The organism is Pseudoxanthomonas sp. F37 (assembly GCF_022965755.1).
Classification (GTDB): domain Bacteria; phylum Pseudomonadota; class Gammaproteobacteria; order Xanthomonadales; family Xanthomonadaceae; genus Pseudoxanthomonas_A.
Genome location: NZ_CP095187.1, coordinates 905,623 through 921,444, shown reverse-complemented (window position 1 = coordinate 921,444; position 15,822 = coordinate 905,623). Strand labels below are relative to the sequence as shown.

The following is a 15,822-nucleotide window of genomic DNA, read 5'->3' as shown; positions in this document are numbered from 1 at the left end:
GGCGGTGCCGTCTTCTTTCATCCGGACTATGACCGTCGGCTCCGGCATCTGACCGGATCTGCTGACCCTTCGGCGACATTGGAAAGTCCGCACAGGGATGTGCGGGCTCTTGCGAGGGACTCGCATGCCGCCCAAGGCGCTCGCGGGCTCGTCGCTGGGCGACCTACCGCCGGTGGGGAATCGCACCCCGCCCTGAAGACGTCGTTGGTGGTGTGCCGGCGGACCGGCCCGCGCATTCTACACCGCGCCCCGCAGACCAGCAGACCAGCAGACCAGCAGACCAGCAGACGGCGTGAGGATGAACGCGCCGCAGCGCGCCCGGACAGCCCATCACCGGCTGTTTGCCGTTGCCGCCGGGACGCTCCGTTCTACAGCGGCTTGCGGCGCAGGTGCAGGATCAGCGGCCAGCGCATGGTGCGCACCCGCTGCGGATCGCCCCAGACCTCGGCCAGCGCGGGGGTGTGCGCATAAACCGGGTCTTCCCCGGTCGCCGCCCGGTAGCTGCCGGTGGCGGACAGGCTGCCGAAATAGCCCAGCAGCGTGGGCAGGTTCCAGTCGGCGGTCAGCCACAGGCGCGGCGTGGGCAAGGCCTCGAATGGCCAGACATAGTCGCCGTAGCCCATGTCCACGTCGGCGCGCTCCGGCGGCCAGTACGGGTCGATGTCGTCGCGGACCTTCTCGGCCACCTCGGCCAGGTCGTCCTCGAAAATGATGTCCTGGTAGGTCCACGCCGCCAGCACGCCCCCGGGACGCAGCACGCGCTCGCAGGTGGCGAAGAAGCGATAGCGGTCGAACCAGTGCAGCGCCTGCGCCACCGCCACCAGGTCCACGCTGGCGTCGTCCAGGGCGGTGGTTTCGGCGGGTTCGACCGCCAGGCTGACCCTGGCATCGGCCAGGTCCCGCGCCCAGTGGCGCTCGATCTGCGCAGCGCTGGGGTCGGTGGCGTGCACATGGGCGAAACGCGCGGCCAGCCCGCGCGTGGCCTGGCCGCTGCCCGCGCCGGGCTCCCACACGCGGGCAGTGGCGGGCACGACGGCGGCGATCGCGTCGTACAGCGCATCCGGGTAGGTGGGTCGCGAGGCGGCGTAGACGTCGGCGACGCCGGAGAAATGATCCTTGAAAGCCACCATGGCGGGCGGTCAGCGGGCAGGTTGCAGCAGGAGGCGGTGATCTTCGCCAATCATGCGGCTGTCCACAATCTCCAGCTTCAACCGGTCCGCCATGGCCTGGATCCCCAGCCCCCCGAACAGTGGCCGGGCCTGGTCGCCCAGCAGCACCGGCGCGACGTACAGCAGCACCTCGTCCGCCAGCCCCGCCGCGATGAACGCACCGGCCAGCGTGGCCCCGGCCTCGGCGTGCACTTCGTTGATGCCGCGTTCGGCCAGCAGCTCCAGCACCGCCTTCAGGTCGAAATTGCTGCCGGTGGCCGGCGCCACCACCCGCTGCACATCGGTGTCGCGCGGTGGCTTGGCATCGGCAGCGTGTACGTACAGGGTGGGCGCTTCACCCTGGCGCACGTTGCCGCGCGCCACGGTGGCAAGCCCCGGGTCCAGCACCACCCGCAGCGGCGGCTCGAAGGCGGTGTCGTCGCCCAAGCGCACCGTCAGCGACGGATCGTCGGCCAGCACGGTGCCCGCGCCCGTCAGGATGGCCCCGGCACGCGCGCGCCAGCGCATCACGTCGCGGCGCGATGCCTCGCCGCTGATCCACTTGGAATCGCCGTTGGCCATCGCGGTACGGCCATCCAGGCTGGTGGCCAGCTTCACCCGCATCCACGGCCGGCCGCGTTCCACGCGCGACAGGAAACCCCGGTTCAAGCGCCGCGCCTGCGCCTCCATCAACCCGGACTCCACGGCGATGCCCGCCGCCCGCAGTCGGTCGAAGCCGGCGCCATCGACCTGCGCGAACGGGTCTCGCATCGCCGCCACCACGCGCGCCACGCCGGCCGCCACCAGGGCCTCGGCGCAGGGCCCGGTGCGGCCGGTATGGGCGCAGGGCTCCAGAGTGACGTAGGCGGTGGCGCCCCTGGCCCGCTCGCCCGCGGCCTGCAACGCGAACACCTCGGCGTGCGGCTCGCCGGCCTTCTGGTGCCAGCCCTCGCCGACGGTTTGCTCACCCTGCGTGATCACGCAGCCGACCATGGGATTCGGCCGCGTGGTGTAGGCGCCCCGCTCGGCCAGTCGCAGCGCGCGCGCCATGCATTGATGGTCGAAGGCGGTGTAGCGGGTTTCGGTCATGCGTCGTCCACGCGATGCGGCGGGGCGCCAGTATGCGCCACACGCTCCGCGGGCACGATCGACATGATCACCACCGGCGTGCCGTGCAGCGACGTGCGCTCCTCGACCTGCCAGCCCAGCGAAGCGTAGAAGTCCTCGTGCCAGAGGGTGAACAACCGCAGCAGGGCCACGCCCTGGCGCGCGGCATGGGCGACCGCGGCGTCCACGAGGACGCGTCCACCGCCACGACCGCGCGCGGCCGGCAGCACGAACAGGCTGCCCAGCCACGGACTGCCGCGGTCCTGCAGGGCGGGCGCGTCCTCGATCAGCAGGCTGACCGATCCCAACAGGTCCTGGCCATCCACCAGCAGCAGCGTGGTGGGCAATGACGTGCGCGTGGCGTGGTCGGCCAGTTCGGACGCCGCCGCGGCCAACGTCCAGTCGTCGTACAGCGCGCCCCACTCGGCATGGTGCCAGGCAGCAAGCGCGGGGATGTGCCGCGGATGCCGGCCGATCCGGTCGATGCGCATGGCTCAGCGCTTCTTGTTCTTGTCCGCGTGCTTGTCGAACGGCACCACGTCGCCGCCGAGCAGGGACAACTGGCCCGCGCCGGGCGGCAGGTCGCGTTCGAGCTTCTCGATCTCCTCGCGGAAATCGGCCACGTCCTCGAAACTGCGGTAGACCGAGGCGAAGCGCACGTAGCCCACGTGGTCCAGCTTGCGCAGTTCGTTCATGACGAATTCGCCGATCCTGCGCGAAGCGATCTCGCGCTCGCCGCTCATGCGGATGGCATGGATCACCGCACGCACGGCCGCCTCGATCTGTTCTTCCGACACCGGCCGCTTCTGCAGCGCGCGGTCGAAGCCCGCGCGCAGCTTGCGCGCATCGAACGTATCGCGCCTGCCGTCGCTCTTGATGACCGCCGGCAGCTTGATCTCGATGTTCTCCAGCGTGGAGAACCGCTCCCCGCAAGCCTCGCACTCCCGCCGACGGCGGATCGTCGCGCCGTCCTCCGACACGCGCGAATCGATCACGCGGGTATCGGTGTGCTGGCAGAAGGGGCAGTACATGGGATCAGGAACGAGTGGAGAGAAGTGAGGAACGAGTGAAAGCGGTGCTTCCCACTTCTCGATGCGGTGTCGCTTTCACTCGTTCCTCACTCCTCATCGCTCGTTCCTCGCTTTCAGCCGTAGACCGGATACTTCCGGCACTGCGCCGTGACATTCTCGCGCACCTTCGCCAGCACCGCCTCGTCGCTGGGCGCATCCAGCACGTCGCAGATCCAGTTGGCCAGGTCGATGCAGTCCTGTTCGCCGTAGCCGCGCGTGGTGACGGCCGGCGTGCCGATGCGCAGGCCGGAGGTGACGAAGGGCTTGCGCGGGTCGTTGGGCACGGAGTTCTTGTTGACGGTGATGTGCGCCTTGCCCAGCGCTTCTTCCGCATCCTTGCCGCTGACGTCCTTGCCGATCATGTCCACCAGCATCAGGTGGTTCTCGGTACCGCCGGACACGATCTTGTAGCCGCGGGAGATGATGGTCTTCGCCATCGCCTGGGCGTTCTTCACCACCTGCCGCTGATAGGCCTTGAACTCCGGCTCCAGCGCTTCCTTGAAGGCCACGGCCTTGGCCGCGATGACGTGCATCAGCGGACCGCCCTGGATGCCGGGGAAGACGATGCTCTGCAGCTTCTTCTCGATCTCTTCGCCGGCGCCCTTGGCCAGGATGATGCCGCCGCGCGGGCCGCGCAGCGTCTTGTGGGTGGTCGAGGTGACCACGTGGGCATGCGGCAGCGGGCTGGGGTAGACGCCGGCGGCCACCAGGCCTGCCACATGCGCCATGTCCACGAACAAGTAGGCGCCCACCTTGTCGGCGATGGCGCGGAAGCGGGCCCAGTCCACCACCTGCGAATAGGCGGAGAAGCCGGCCACGACCATCTTCGGCTTGTGCTCCAGCGCCAGCCTTTCGACTTCGTCGTAGTCGATCAGGCCCTGGTCGTTCACGCCGTACTGGACGGCGTTGAACAGCTTGCCCGAGGCGTTGACCTTGGCGCCGTGGGTCAGGTGGCCACCGTGGGCCAGGCTCATGCCCAGGATGGTGTCGCCGGGGTTCAGCAGGGCGAAGTACACGGCCTGGTTGGCCTGCGAACCGGAATGCGGCTGCACGTTGGCGTAGTCGGCGCCGAACAGCTGCTTCACGCGGTCGATCGCCAGCTGCTCGGCGATGTCCACGTACTCGCAACCGCCGTAGTAGCGCTTGTGCGGGTAGCCCTCGGCATACTTGTTGGTCAGCACGCTGCCCTGGGCCTCCAGCACGCGGGGGCTGGCGTAGTTCTCGCTGGCGATCAGCTCGACGTGATCCTCCTGCCGGCGCGCCTCGTGGGCGATGGCCTGGGCCAGTTCGGGATCGTAGGTTTCGATGCGGGCGTCGCGCGGGAACATCGGGTCTCCGGGGGCAAGGGCGGGCGGGATGGCCGATTGTAGCTCGCCCGGCCTCCGCCGACCCGGCCCCGGAAAGCGAAAAGCGCGCCGGAGCGCGCTCTTCGGGGACCTCGGGGCCTGTTCAGTGGTGCAGAAGCAGGTCCGCGATGATGCCGGTGGCGATGGCGACCATCAGCAGGTTGCCGCGGTCGTCGCGGACCCAGTGGTAGCCGCGAGGCGGGCGGCGCACGTGGTAGTGGCCGTAGTCGTTCACCACGTAGACCGGACCGCGGTAGTAGTCGCGATAGCGCTGTCCCACGGCCCAGCGGTGGTAGTGGGGGGCCGGGGGGTAGACCACGCGCGGCGGGACGTAATACCGGCGGTCGTCATAGTAACGGTCGTACCGGCGGTCATCCCGGCGCCCGTCGTGATAGCCATGGCGATAGGCCTGGCGCTGGTCGCGGCGGTCATGGCGGTCGTCCCGGCGATCATCGCGCCAGTCGCGGCGGTCGTCCCTGCGGTCGTCCCGATGGTCGTAGCGGTGCGAGCGGCCCCGGTCGTGGCCGCGATCGTCGCGCGCCAGCACGGGAGCGGTGACGGCGAAGGCCAGGACGGCGCAGGCCATGCCCTGGAAAAGACGCTTGGTGTTCATGGAAAGCCCTCTGTGTGGCACGTGAGCCCATCATGCCGATCGCATCTGAACCGATTCCCGCTGGAAAACGGTTACGACGGCGTAAACGACCGGTTCGCGAAACGTGTTCAGCCGCCGGTCGGCACGGCCGGAGCGGCTATAATCGCCGTCTTCCCTTCTACCCGCCCGCCCGCCGCCGAACCGGCCGGGCGCCGGGACCTGCGTACCGGAGCCTGCATGTCCTCGCAATACATCTACACCATGAACCGGGTCAGCAAGGTGGTCCCGCCCAAGCGGCAGATCATCAAGGACATCTCGCTGTCCTTCTTCCCAGGCGCGAAGATCGGCCTGCTGGGCCTGAACGGCGCCGGCAAGTCCACCGTGCTGAAGATCATGGCGGGCGTGGACAAGGACTTCGAAGGCGAGGCCCGTCCGCAACCCGGCATCAAGGTGGGCTACCTGGCCCAGGAGCCGGAACTGAACCCCGAGCACACCGTCCGCCAGGCCGTCGAGGAAGGCGTGGGCGAAGTGCTGCAGGCGCAGGCCGCGCTGGAGGCGGTCTACGCGGCCTACGCCGAGGAAGGCGCCGACTTCGACGCCCTGGCCAAGGAGCAGGAACGCCTGGAAGCCATCCTGGCCGCCGGGGATGCGCACACGCTGGAGAACCAGCTGGACGTGGCCGCCGACGCGCTGCGCCTGCCGCCGTGGGATGCCGTCATCGGCAAGCTGTCCGGTGGCGAGAAGCGCCGCGTGGCGCTGTGCCGGCTGCTGCTGCAGAAGCCGGACATGCTGCTGCTCGACGAACCGACCAACCATCTGGACGCCGAGTCGGTGGAGTGGCTGGAGCAGTTCCTGGCCCGCTACACCGGCACCGTGGTGGCCGTCACCCACGACCGCTACTTCCTCGACAACGCCGCCGAATGGATCCTCGAACTGGACCGTGGCCGCGGCATCCCGTGGAAGGGCAACTACACCGAGTGGCTGGTGCAGAAGGACGAGCGCCTGAAGCAGGAAGAGAACCAGGAAAAGGCGCGCCAGAAGGCGATCCAGAAGGAACTGGAATGGTCGCGCCAGAATGCCAAGGGCGGCCGCTCCAAGGGCAAGGCCCGCCTGGCCCGCCTGGAAGAACTGCAGTCGGTCGACTACCAGAAGCGCAACGAGACCAACGAGATCTTCATCCCGCCGGGCGAGCGTCTGGGCAATTCGGTGATCGAGTTCAAGAACGTCTCCAAGAAATTCGGCGACCGCCTGCTGATCGACAACCTGAGCTTCCTGGTGCCGGCCGGCGCCATCGTCGGCATCATCGGCCCGAACGGCGCGGGCAAGTCCACGCTGTTCAAGATGATCACCGGGCAGGAGAAGCCGGACGCGGGCGAAATCGTGATCGGCCCCAGCGTGAAGCTGGCCTACGTGGACCAGAGCCGCGACAAGCTGGAGGGCAACCAGACCGTGTTCCAGGAAGTCTCCGGCGGCCTGGACATCCTCAACATCAACGGCGTGGAGATCCAGTCGCGCGCCTACATCGGCCGCTTCAACTTCAAGGGCCAGGACCAGCAGAAGCTGGTGGGTTCGCTGTCCGGCGGCGAGCGCGGGCGCCTGCACATGGCCAAGACGCTGCTGCAGGGCGGCAACGTGCTGCTGCTCGACGAGCCGTCGAACGACCTGGACATCGAAACCCTGCGTGCGCTGGAAGACGCGCTGCTGGAATTCCCCGGCAACACCTTCGTCATCTCGCACGACCGCTGGTTCCTGGACCGCATCGCCACCCACATCCTCGCCTTCGAGGGCGACTCGCACGTGGAGTTCTTCCAGGGCAACTACCGCGAGTACGAGGAAGACAAGAAGCGCCGCCTGGGCGAAGAAGGCGCGCGTCCGCACCGCCTGCGGTTCAAGGCGCTGAAGTGATTCCGGGATCCAGTGCCCCCGCCATTGCGCCGGGCAATCCGTCCCGACAGAAAAGCCCGCCCTAAGCGGGCTTTTCTTTTGCTGCGCACCGACCCATCAACACGACATCAACGCTCGAGCTGTCCGGCTGAGGGACGACAGCCTCAGGCAGGCAAATAGATCCTTCCGCTGGCCACCAGGACGCCAAGCACCATCGCCCCGATGAGCGTAGCCACCATCACCACCACTTGGACGATGGCCCAAGCGGCCGCACCGCGCAAAAAGGCCTTCCATCGCGGATATCCCTGAAAAACCTGAGTCAGCGAAAACAGGTTGAGCAGGGCCGCTACCAACACCATGACCGCCTGCGCGTCCGACCACCATCGTTGAAGCGGCATGAAGATCACCCATACGACAAACAACTGCGCCATCAGGAACGAGGTGATCACCAGCCATTCCGGGTAATTGATCTGCTTGAAGCGTCGGAACGTCAGCTTGAATGCAGCGGCCTGCACCGGCAGCAACAACAAGGTGATCAGGGTCAGGTGTCGATTCATCCAGTCCTTGACCACGGCGAATACTTTCGCCATCTGGGCCATGGCCTCGGCCTGCTTGGCATTCATGCTGCCTTGATGTCCTGCTCCGGCTTCCATGCCAGCCGCAAGGGACGCACCGAGCGCATCGCCATCCAACGCGTAGTGCGCCATCAACGTCGCCGCAGCGCCTGTCATCGTGATCAGCAGCACGGGCTTGACGATGCCCGCGCGTCGCCCTTCGATGTAGTCGCGTATGAGGCGCCCCGGCCGCAGCATCAGCTCCTTCAGCGAGTACAGGATGCCGCGGTCCATGTGGAGCACGCTGTGCTCCAGTTCGTGGCCGAGGAAATGCCAGTCGATGCGGTGCACCGGCGTGGGCTGGCCGCAGGCGGGACAGAACTTCTGCTCGGCATTGGCGACGGCCCGCCCGCAGTTGATGCACATGCTCGCCTCGCCCATTCCGGTCCCCTGTCGGTGGTCGGCGGATTCTAGGGAACCGGTGCGGGCGCGTCCAACCTCACCCTCGGCGGACGCCCCATTGCGGGGAAAGCCTGCACTGCGAAGGTGCCGATTAAAGCGCGTTCGCGCCGCGCCGATAGCGCCTCAACAACGGGACTGACATCGCGCCGCCGTGCGCCTGTCCGCCCCTTCCCCACAAGGAGCCCCATGAACGCCTGTGCTGCCGCCCCCGCGCCCGATGCCGGCATCGACGACCACATCCAGTCCGTATCGGGGCTGTCGGACTCGCTGCTCCGGCAACTGCGGCAGTCGCTGCAGAAGATCGACGAGATCAACCGCATCACCCGCATCATCTCGATGAATGCCCGCATCGAAGCCGTGCGCATCGGCGCGGCGGGCCGCAGCTTCGGCGTGATCGCCGAAGAGATGGACACGCTCTCGCGCCGGGTCAGCGATACCGCGCAGGAGATCGACCGCATGGCGGACCGTACCAGCACCGACCTGCGGGAACGCCTGGAGCGCCTGCAGACCGACGTGCGCCGCACCCGCCTGACCGATCTGGCGCTGGCCAACATCGACCTGATCGACCGCAACCTGTACGAGCGCAGCTGCGACGTACGCTGGTGGGCCACCGACGCGGCCGTGGTGGCCGCGGCGCAGGACCCGCAACCTGCCGCACTCGCCCACGCCAGCCAGCGCCTCGGGCAGATCCTGGACTCCTACACCGTCTACTTCGACCTGGTGCTGGCCGATCTGGACGGCACCGTGATCGCCAACGGCCGGCCGCGGCAGTACCGATCGGTCGGCCAGTCGGTGGCCCAGCAGGCCTGGTTCCAGTCGGCCATGGCCACCGCCAGCGGCGAGGAATTCGGCTTCCAGTCGATGCATGCCAGTTCCCTGGCCGGTGGCGAGCGCGTGCTGGTATACGCCTGCACGGTGCGCCAGGACGGGCGCGTGAATGGTCGTCCGCTGGGCGTGCTGGGCATCGTGTTCCGCTGGGACGCGCTGGCGCAGACCATCGTCGAACGCACGCCGCTGTCCGAGGCGGAATGGCGCCGCAGCCGGGTCTGCATTGTCGACGGTCAAGGTTGGCTGCTGGCCGACACCCAGGCAGGAGGCGCCGCCAGGCTGGACTTTCCCGGACGCGAGGCGCTGTTCGCGCAACCGCGCGGGGCGGTGGAACGGGTCGTGGACGGCCATGCGCAGTGTCTGGCGCAGGCCGCGTCGCCGGGGTACGAGACCTACCGGACCGGCTGGCACTGCGTGATCGTGCAGGGCGTCGGCTGAGGCCGGCAGCCCACGCTCAGGCCAGCCACACCTCGCCGTCGCGCACCTGCACCGGTACGGCGCGCAGGGAGTCGCCGCGACAGGGGCCGGCGACGCAGTCGCCGCGGCCAAGTTCGAACGACGCGCCGTGCGCGGCGCACACCAGGTGCCCGTCCTTGCTCTTCAGGAACTGGCCCGGCGCCCAGTCCAGCCGGCGCCCCGCATGCGGGCAGACATTCAGCCAGGCGCGTGCCTGGCCCCCTTGGCGATGAAGGATCAAAGATTCGGCATCCCCGTCGATCATGGCCTCTACTTCGGCAAACCCGCCGTCGGCGATGTCATTCAGTGCACTGAGTCGCATGGCGCTTAACGAAGTCCTCACACGGTCACACAACCGTCATCCGATACTGCGCGCATCGGCTCCGGCCGCATTCTGTCACGACGCAACGCCATGTACGCACGCCACTTCCAGTTCAACGCCTTCCGCCACGCCTTTGCGCCCCGCAAGCCGCGGCATCCGCTGCTGCGCCTGGGCATCGGCCTGCTGGGACTGGCCGTGCTGGTGGTCCTGGTGTTCTTCAGCGTGTTCGTCGGCGCGGCCATGATCGCCGGTGGCCTGCTGTACAAACTGCTGCGCCAGCGCGGCAAGCCGGTCGCACGCGAGCACGCCATGGAAGGCGAGTACCGGGTGGTCCGCAAGCAGGCCCTGCCGCTGCCGCGCTGACCGCACTGCGCGGGGACGCGGTTCCCGCCTACACTCTGCGGCTTTCCGAGCATTGGATCGCCGCCATGGCCGACATCATCCCCACCCCGCCCGTGCCGCGCGTTCCCGTGCGCGGCGGCGGTACCTTCCCCGTGCGCCGCATCTTCTGCGTGGGCCGCAATTTCGCCGAGCACGCGCGCGAGATGGGCGCGGCCGCACCGGCGTCGAAGACCGAACGCGGCGTGCCCGTGTTCTTCCACAAACCGGCCGATGCCATCGTCACCGGCGGCGCGGACGTACCCTATCCGCCCGGCACGCACGACCTGCACCATGAGGTCGAACTGGTGGTGGCGCTGGGCGCGGATGCGCCGGCCGGCCCGCTGTCGCGCGATGCCGCGCAGGCGCTGGTCATCGCCTATGGCGTGGGCCTGGACCTGACCCGTCGCGACCTGCAGGGCGCGGCCAAGGCGAAGGGCCTGCCGTGGGATACCGGCAAGGGCTTCGATCATTCGGCCCCGGTCAGCGAACTGGTACCCGCCACCGGCATTGGCGCACTGGAGGACCGCACGCTCACCCTGCGCGTGAACGGCGATATCCGCCAGCACGGCGCGCTGCGCGACCTGATCTGGGACGTGCCGGACATCCTGCACGAGCTCTCCAGGCTCTATGCCCTGAAGGCCGGCGACCTGGTCTTCATGGGCACGCCGGCCGGCGTGGCCGCACTGCTGCCGGGCGACGTCTTCCTCGCGGCACTGGACGGCGTGGTGGAACTGGGCGGGCGCATCACCGCCTGACCGCCTTGCTTCGTCGACGCACGCGGTTATAGTCCTTCCCCACAGGCGGATCGGCGCCGTTCACGGAGATCGCGCAATGGGCATGGTCAGCGAGTTCAAGGAATTCATCGCACGCGGCAACGTGGTCGATCTCGCCGTGGGCGTGGTGATCGGCGCCGCGTTCGGCAAGATCGTCACCGCCTTCGTGGACAAGATCATCATGCCGCCCATCGGGCTGCTGGTGGGCGGCGTGGATTTCTCCAAGTGGGTGTGGACATTGAAGGAAGCCACCGTTGACGCCGCCGGCAAGGACGTGCCGGCCGTGGCGATCGGCATCGGCGAATTCCTCAACACCGTCATCCAGTTCGTCATCGTGGCCTTCGCGATCTTCCTGCTGGTCAAGGCGGTGAACCGCCTGCACCGCAAGCCCGAAGCCGCACCGGCCGCGCCGCCGGAGGACGTACTGCTGCTGCGCGAGATCCGCGATGCGCTGAAGAAGTGACGGGACGCGGCGTTCCGGATAGGCAACGCGATCGGCGGAAACACGGGGCCCCGGGCTGCTAAGCTCGGGGCCTTCGTTTTTCCGGGGTTCTCCATGCGTCTTGCTCCGCTGTTGCTCGCTCTGGCCATCACCGCGCCCGCCCACGCCGCCTCCCGCGAAACCCGTATTCCCGATGCCGCCCTCGTCACCGCCGCGCAGCTGCGCGAGCAGGCGCTCGCCGACCGGACCGGCTGGGAGGTGGTCGAATCGCTGACCACCGAAGTGGGGCCGCGCCTGGCCGGCAGCGAGGCCGATGCCAAGGCCGTGGCCTGGGCGCAGGCGAAGTTCAAGGCACTGGGTTTCGACAAGGTATGGACCGAGCCGGTGACGTTTCCGAAGTGGGTGCGCCGCAGCGAACGGGCGGCCGTCGTGGGTCCGCATGCGCAGCCGTTGGCCATCACGGCGTTGGGGGGCAGCCCGGGTGGCACGGTGGCGGCGGAGATCGTCCGCTTCGACGGTCTTGCCGCACTCGAGGCCGCGCCCGAGGGTTCGTTGGCCGGCAAGATCGCGTTCGTCGACTACGGGATGAAGGCCGCGCGCGATGGCAGCGACTACCGCAACGGCGGCGCGATCCGCTCGAAAGGGCCGTCGGCCGCGATCCGCAAGGGCGCCATCGCCTTCCTGATGCGTTCGGCCGGTACCGACAACCACCGCGTCCCGCACACCGGCATCACCCGCTTCGACGAAGGCCTGACGCCGGTGCCGTCCGCCGCACTGAGCATCCCCGATGCCGACCAGCTGGCGCGGCTGCTTGCGCGCGGCCCGGTGCGCGTGTCGCTGGCACTGGATTGCGGGTGGGACGGCCAATACACCTCGCAGAACGTGATCGGCGAAATCACCGGGCGCAGCCTGCCGGAGGAGGTCGTGGTGATCGGCGCGCACCTGGATTCGTGGGACCTGGGCACCGGTGCGATCGACGACGGCGCGGGCATCGGCATCACCATGGCCGCCGGCCACCTGATAGGGCAGCTGAAGCGGGCGCCGAAACGCACCATCCGGGTGATCGCCTTCGCCAACGAAGAGCAGGGCCTGCACGGGGGCAAGGCGTATGCGCAGAAGCATCTGGCCGACATCGCGCGCCATCAGATCGCCGCGGAGAGCGACTTCGGCGCCGGCCGCATCTACGCCTTCAATACCGGCGCACCCGGACACGCGCGCAAGGCCACCGAACAGATCGCGCAGGCGCTGGCGCCACTGGGCATCGAGTACGCGCCCGGCAAGGGCAGCGCGGGGCCCGACATCAGCCCGTTCGCCGCCCGGGGCATGGCGTGGGCGTGGCTGGCGCAGGATGGCAGCGACTACTTCCACCTGCACCACAATGCGGACGATACGCTGGACAAGATCGATCCCGCCGCGCTCGCGCAGAACGTGGCGGCGTATGCCGTGTTCGCATATCTGGCGGCGGAAGCCGAGGGCGATTTCGGCAGCCAACTGAAGGAATAAGCCTCGCGACCCTGCCGGGAAACACCCCCGTCTTTGCAGGCGCGGGCCATGCCCCCGGGTTGTAGGAGCGGGCCATGCCCGCGATGCGCCTCAGGCGTCTGGCCGAAAAGCATCGCGCCCATGGGGCGCTCCTACAGGGCCCCATGGGTTGTAGGAGCGGGCCATGCCCGCGATGCGCTTCAGGTGGCTGGCCGAAAAGCATCGCGCCCAAGGGCGCTCCTACAGGGGCCCACGGTTTGTAGGAGCGGGCCATGCCCGCGATGCGCTTCAGGTGGCTGGCCGAAAAGCATCGCGCCCAAGGGCGCTCCTACAGAGGCCCACGGTTTGTAGGAGCGGGCCATGCCCGCGATGCGCTTCAGGTGGCTGGCCGAAAAGCATCGCGCCCAAGGGCGCTCCTACAGGGCCCCATGGGTTGTAGGAGCGGGCCATGCCCGCGATGCTCTTCAGATGGCTGATCGAAAAGCATCGCGCCCAAGGGCGCTCCTACAGGGGGCCATGGGAGCGGGCTACGCTCTACGAACGCTGCTTCCACTGCGCCAGAAACACCGCCGTGGCCGCGGCGACATTGAGGCTCTCGACCGCGCCGCTGCCGGGAATCGACAGGCGCATGTCGCAGGCCTCGGCCAGGCGCGCATCCATGCCCTCGCCCTCGGCCCCCATCACGTAGACCAACCGCTGCGGCAGCTTCGCCGCGAACAGGTCGTCACCGCCGCGCACCACCGTGGCGGCCAGCGAAAAACCCGCGTTCCGCAATTGGGCCACGGCATTGTCGGCCTGTCCCATGCGCACCAGCGGCACCTGTTCCGCACCGCCTTCGGCCACCCGCGCCGCCGCGCCGGACAACGCCAGGGTGGACTCGCGCGGCAGCAGGATGCCCGCCACGCCGAAATGCGCGGCCGAACGCAGGATCGCGCCGAAGTTGTGCGGATTGCCCACGCCGTCCAGCCACAGCGCTGCGACGGGCTTGCCCTCGGGCAGCGCGCGCAGCCAGTCGGACATGGGCAGCGGCTCGACCTTCAGCACGTCGGCCACCACGCCCTCGTGGTGCGCGCTGGCGGCCAGGCGGTCCAGGTCGCCCTCTTCCACCACGCGATAGCCGACGCGCTGCTTGACGCACCAGGCCAGCAACGGTTTCAGTGCCGGGATGCGCGATTCGGTCAGGTAGACCTTGCGGATGGCCTCGGGGCGGCGCGCGAACACCGCGTGCACGGCGTTGAGCCCATACAGGCGCAGCTCGCTGCGCGCCGTGTTCGCGGGACGCTCGTCCCGCGGCGCCTGCTCGCGCGCGGGGCGCTGGTCCTGCGTGCGCGGCGGTCGCCGCCGATCCGGCGGACCGGGCGGCCGCGGCGGGCGGTTGTTCCAGGGATTGCCCACCTCAGCCCTGCTTCTTCCAGAAGTGGGCGTTGCGGATGCCCAGCGCATCCGGATCGAACACCGGATCCAGGCCCAGCTTCTTCTGCCGCTCGTAGTCGCGCAGCGCGATCAGCGCGGGCTTCTGCAGGATCAGGATGGCGATGACGTTCAGCCATGCCATCAGGCCCACGCCGATGTCGCCCAGCGTCCACGCCATCGCGGCGTTGTGGTACGCGCCGAACACCACCATGCCCACGATGCCCAGACGCAGCAACAGGGTCGCCAGCGGGTGGGTCTTCTTCACCCCGGCCAGGTAGGTCAGGTTGGTCTCGGCCATGTAGTAGTAGGCCATGATGGTGGTGAAGGCGAAGAAGAACAGCGCCAGCGCCACGAAGCCCGCGCCCCAGCCGGGCAGCACCGACTCCACCGCTGCCTGGGTGAACTGCGCGCCTTCGGACGGCTGCAGGCCGGGCACGCCGGAGACGATGGCGACCAGCGTGTCCTTGCCGTTCTCGGTGACGGTCCGGAACGTGTTGTACATGCCCGTGGACAGCAGCAGGAACGCCGTCGAGGTGCACACCAGCATGGTGTCGAAGTAGATGGCGAAGGCCTGCACGTAGCCCTGCTTGGCCGGGTGCGAGACCTCGGCGGCGGCGGCGGCGTGCGGGCCGGTGCCCTGGCCGGCCTCGTTGGCGTAGATGCCGCGCTTCACGCCCCAGGCGATGGCCTGGCCGATGATGGCGCCGAAGGCCGCATGCGCGCCGAACGCGCTGGAGAAGATGTCGGCGAACATCGCCGGCACCTTGCCGGCGTTGGCGATCATCACGATCACCGCCATCAGGATGAAGGCCAGCGCCATGAACGGCACCACGACCTCGGCGAAGGTGGCGATGCGCTTGATGCCGCCGAAGATGATCAGCGCCAGCACCGCCGCCACGCCCAGGCCGATCCACAGCTTCAGCGCGCCCGCGCCGCCGACCGCCTCGCAGGCCCCCGCGCCGCACAGCACGTTGCTGGCGCTGTCGGCAATGGCGTTGGCCTGCACACCCGGCAGCAGCAGGCCGGTGGCGATGACGGTGGCCACGGCGAACGTCACCGCATACCACTTCAGGCCCATCGCCTTCTCGATGTAGTAGGCCGGGCCGCCGCGGTAGCGCCCCTCGGCGTCCTTTTCCTTGTAGATCTGCGCCAGGGTGCACTCGATGTACGAGGTCGATGCCCCCAGGAAGCCCATCACCCACATCCAGAACACCGCACCGGGGCCGCCGTAGGCGATCGCCGTGGCGACGCCGGCGATGTTGCCTATGCCCATGCGTCCGGCCATGGAGATGGCCAGGGCCTGGAACGAGGACACGCCGGCATCCGACTTCTGCCCGGTCACGGTCAGCCGGCACATCTCGGCGAAACCGCGCACCTGCATCACGCGGGTGCGGAGGGTGAACCACAGGCCGGCGCCCAGGCACAGCGCTATCAGCGCGTTGCTCCAGATGATGCCGTTCAACCAGTTGAAAAGGGCTTCCACGGGGATGCGTCTCCGTCGTTCGTGCGTGCGCTGGGATACGGGAAGGCGGCGCGGACGCGCCGCCGGCTCCCTGCAAGAT

Annotated in this window: 16 protein-coding genes and 1 riboswitch; of the genes, 6 read left to right on the top strand and 10 right to left on the bottom strand. The window is 68.6% G+C overall.

Going from position 1 to position 15,822, the window contains the following annotated elements; all coding sequences use genetic code 11:
* Positions 1-5: 5 nt before the first annotated feature.
* Positions 6-204, bottom strand: a riboswitch (FMN riboswitch).
* Positions 205-368: 164 nt separating this feature from the next.
* The 6 genes from MUU77_RS04210 to MUU77_RS04185 form a co-directional block, all read right to left on the bottom strand.
* Positions 369-1,130, bottom strand: a complete 762-nt coding sequence (locus tag MUU77_RS04210; protein WP_245091935.1) for a class I SAM-dependent methyltransferase — start codon at positions 1,128-1,130, stop codon at positions 369-371.
* Positions 1,131-1,139: 9 nt separating this feature from the next.
* On the bottom strand, positions 1,140-2,237 hold the full coding sequence (ribD, locus tag MUU77_RS04205) for a bifunctional diaminohydroxyphosphoribosylaminopyrimidine deaminase/5-amino-6-(5-phosphoribosylamino)uracil reductase RibD (RefSeq protein WP_245091933.1): 1,098 nt from the start codon (positions 2,235-2,237) through the stop codon (positions 1,140-1,142).
* A complete protein-coding gene (locus tag MUU77_RS04200) occupies positions 2,234-2,746 on the bottom strand; it encodes a GNAT family N-acetyltransferase (protein WP_245091931.1) in 513 nt (170 codons plus the stop codon). Before MUU77_RS04200 ends, ribD begins: the two co-directional genes overlap by 4 nt.
* Before the next feature lie 3 nt (positions 2,747-2,749).
* On the bottom strand, positions 2,750-3,286 hold the full coding sequence (gene nrdR / locus MUU77_RS04195; RefSeq protein WP_245091929.1) for a transcriptional regulator NrdR: 537 nt from the start codon (positions 3,284-3,286) through the stop codon (positions 2,750-2,752).
* Positions 3,287-3,399: 113 nt separating this feature from the next.
* Complete coding sequence (gene glyA / locus MUU77_RS04190) at positions 3,400-4,653, bottom strand: serine hydroxymethyltransferase (RefSeq protein WP_245091927.1); 1,254 nt, start codon at positions 4,651-4,653, stop codon at positions 3,400-3,402.
* 121 nt (positions 4,654-4,774) lie between these two features.
* Positions 4,775-5,284, bottom strand: a complete 510-nt coding sequence (locus MUU77_RS04185) for an RcnB family protein (RefSeq protein ID WP_245091925.1) — start codon at positions 5,282-5,284, stop codon at positions 4,775-4,777.
* Between the two features lie 216 nt (positions 5,285-5,500).
* Here MUU77_RS04185 and ettA point away from each other — a divergent pair, with 216 nt between their 5' ends.
* Entirely contained in the window at positions 5,501-7,168 is a 1,668-nt protein-coding gene (ettA, locus tag MUU77_RS04180; protein ID WP_245091923.1) for an energy-dependent translational throttle protein EttA, read from the top strand.
* A 143-nt stretch (positions 7,169-7,311) separates the two neighbouring features.
* On the opposite strand, the gene MUU77_RS04175 is transcribed toward ettA, so the two are convergent.
* Positions 7,312-8,142 carry a DUF3667 domain-containing protein gene (locus MUU77_RS04175; protein WP_245091921.1) on the bottom strand — a complete coding sequence of 277 codons (831 nt, stop codon included), beginning with the start codon at positions 8,140-8,142 and terminating at the stop codon, positions 7,312-7,314.
* Positions 8,143-8,349: 207 nt separating this feature from the next.
* On the opposite strand from MUU77_RS04175, the gene MUU77_RS04170 reads away from it, so the two are divergent.
* Positions 8,350-9,429, top strand: a complete 1,080-nt coding sequence (locus MUU77_RS04170) for a cache domain-containing protein (RefSeq protein WP_245091919.1) — start codon at positions 8,350-8,352, stop codon at positions 9,427-9,429.
* Between the two features lie 16 nt (positions 9,430-9,445).
* On the opposite strand, the gene MUU77_RS04165 is transcribed toward MUU77_RS04170, so the two are convergent.
* On the bottom strand, positions 9,446-9,769 hold the full coding sequence (locus MUU77_RS04165) for a Rieske 2Fe-2S domain-containing protein (protein ID WP_245091917.1): 324 nt from the start codon (positions 9,767-9,769) through the stop codon (positions 9,446-9,448).
* A 90-nt stretch (positions 9,770-9,859) separates the two neighbouring features.
* Between MUU77_RS04165 and MUU77_RS04160 the strand changes: the two genes are divergently transcribed.
* From MUU77_RS04160 to MUU77_RS04145, 4 genes are all read left to right on the top strand, one after another.
* Positions 9,860-10,132, top strand: a complete 273-nt coding sequence (locus tag MUU77_RS04160; RefSeq protein ID WP_245091915.1) for a hypothetical protein — start codon at positions 9,860-9,862, stop codon at positions 10,130-10,132.
* A 65-nt stretch (positions 10,133-10,197) separates the two neighbouring features.
* Positions 10,198-10,905 (top strand): fumarylacetoacetate hydrolase family protein, encoded by a 708-nt coding sequence (locus tag MUU77_RS04155; RefSeq protein WP_245091913.1) that lies wholly within the window; start codon positions 10,198-10,200, stop codon positions 10,903-10,905.
* Positions 10,906-10,981: 76 nt separating this feature from the next.
* Positions 10,982-11,386, top strand: a complete 405-nt coding sequence (gene mscL / locus MUU77_RS04150; RefSeq protein ID WP_245091911.1) for a large-conductance mechanosensitive channel protein MscL — start codon at positions 10,982-10,984, stop codon at positions 11,384-11,386.
* A 93-nt stretch (positions 11,387-11,479) separates the two neighbouring features.
* Complete coding sequence (locus tag MUU77_RS04145; RefSeq protein ID WP_245091909.1) at positions 11,480-12,868, top strand: M28 family peptidase; 1,389 nt, start codon at positions 11,480-11,482, stop codon at positions 12,866-12,868.
* A gap of 513 nt (positions 12,869-13,381) precedes the next feature.
* Here the strand turns inward: MUU77_RS04145 and MUU77_RS04140 are convergent.
* Both MUU77_RS04140 and MUU77_RS04135 read right to left on the bottom strand, forming a co-directional pair.
* The gene (locus MUU77_RS04140; protein WP_345779061.1) at positions 13,382-14,242 is read right to left on the bottom strand and encodes a TrmH family RNA methyltransferase; all 861 of its coding nucleotides are present in this window, start codon (positions 14,240-14,242) and stop codon (positions 13,382-13,384) included.
* A gap of 1 nt (position 14,243) precedes the next feature.
* A complete protein-coding gene (locus MUU77_RS04135) occupies positions 14,244-15,743 on the bottom strand; it encodes an alanine/glycine:cation symporter family protein (RefSeq protein WP_245091906.1) in 1,500 nt (499 codons plus the stop codon).
* Positions 15,744-15,822: the final 79 nt, after the last annotated feature.

Coding starts and splice junctions, on each gene's coding strand:
- MUU77_RS04210 (WP_245091935.1), bottom strand. CDS start 1,130: ATGGTGGCTTTCAAGGATCATTTCTCCGGCGTCGCCGACGTCTACGCC.
- ribD (WP_245091933.1), bottom strand. CDS start 2,237: ATGACCGAAACCCGCTACACCGCCTTCGACCATCAATGCATGGCGCGC.
- MUU77_RS04200 (WP_245091931.1), bottom strand. CDS start 2,746: ATGCGCATCGACCGGATCGGCCGGCATCCGCGGCACATCCCCGCGCTT.
- nrdR (WP_245091929.1), bottom strand. CDS start 3,286: ATGTACTGCCCCTTCTGCCAGCACACCGATACCCGCGTGATCGATTCG.
- glyA (WP_245091927.1), bottom strand. CDS start 4,653: ATGTTCCCGCGCGACGCCCGCATCGAAACCTACGATCCCGAACTGGCC.
- MUU77_RS04185 (WP_245091925.1), bottom strand. CDS start 5,284: ATGAACACCAAGCGTCTTTTCCAGGGCATGGCCTGCGCCGTCCTGGCC.
- ettA (WP_245091923.1), top strand. CDS start 5,501: ATGTCCTCGCAATACATCTACACCATGAACCGGGTCAGCAAGGTGGTC.
- MUU77_RS04175 (WP_245091921.1), bottom strand. CDS start 8,142: ATGGGCGAGGCGAGCATGTGCATCAACTGCGGGCGGGCCGTCGCCAAT.
- MUU77_RS04170 (WP_245091919.1), top strand. CDS start 8,350: ATGAACGCCTGTGCTGCCGCCCCCGCGCCCGATGCCGGCATCGACGAC.
- MUU77_RS04165 (WP_245091917.1), bottom strand. CDS start 9,769: ATGCGACTCAGTGCACTGAATGACATCGCCGACGGCGGGTTTGCCGAA.
- MUU77_RS04160 (WP_245091915.1), top strand. CDS start 9,860: ATGTACGCACGCCACTTCCAGTTCAACGCCTTCCGCCACGCCTTTGCG.
- MUU77_RS04155 (WP_245091913.1), top strand. CDS start 10,198: ATGGCCGACATCATCCCCACCCCGCCCGTGCCGCGCGTTCCCGTGCGC.
- mscL (WP_245091911.1), top strand. CDS start 10,982: ATGGGCATGGTCAGCGAGTTCAAGGAATTCATCGCACGCGGCAACGTG.
- MUU77_RS04145 (WP_245091909.1), top strand. CDS start 11,480: ATGCGTCTTGCTCCGCTGTTGCTCGCTCTGGCCATCACCGCGCCCGCC.